The organism is Bacillus cereus group sp. BfR-BA-01316 (assembly GCF_022664195.1).
GTDB lineage: Bacteria > Bacillota > Bacilli > Bacillales > Bacillaceae_G > Bacillus_A.
In genome coordinates this window covers 1-281 of record NZ_JAKUGX010000108.1, presented here as the reverse complement: position 1 = coordinate 281, position 281 = coordinate 1, and the positions used below count along the sequence as shown (strand labels likewise).

Here is a 281-nt window from a genome sequence, read left to right as displayed (position 1 = left end):
TTCTATTGCAGTAGGTTTTAACGTGGAACAAACAGGTCTTGGTATAGTTCTAGGTACTTTACCTATAAATCCAACTACAATCGTTAGGTTTGCTATTTCAACCTGCAAAATTACAGCTGTGAACATTCTCTAAAATTTAGAGATGTATAATAAAAAATAGCACCAAATGCCCATCAACTTAACGTATATTTTTATACAAAATGCGGTCTTTCCACGTAGTTTTTTATTATCTTTTATAGATGTTATAAAAGTAGGCACATCAAATAAACCCTGACGGGTTT

Annotated in this window: 1 pseudogene; it reads left to right on the top strand. The window is 32.0% G+C overall.

Going from position 1 to position 281, the window contains the following annotated elements:
• A pseudogene (locus tag MR071_RS25200) lies at positions 1-133 on the top strand (bclA protein); the annotation flags it as partial.
• Positions 134-281: the final 148 nt, after the last annotated feature.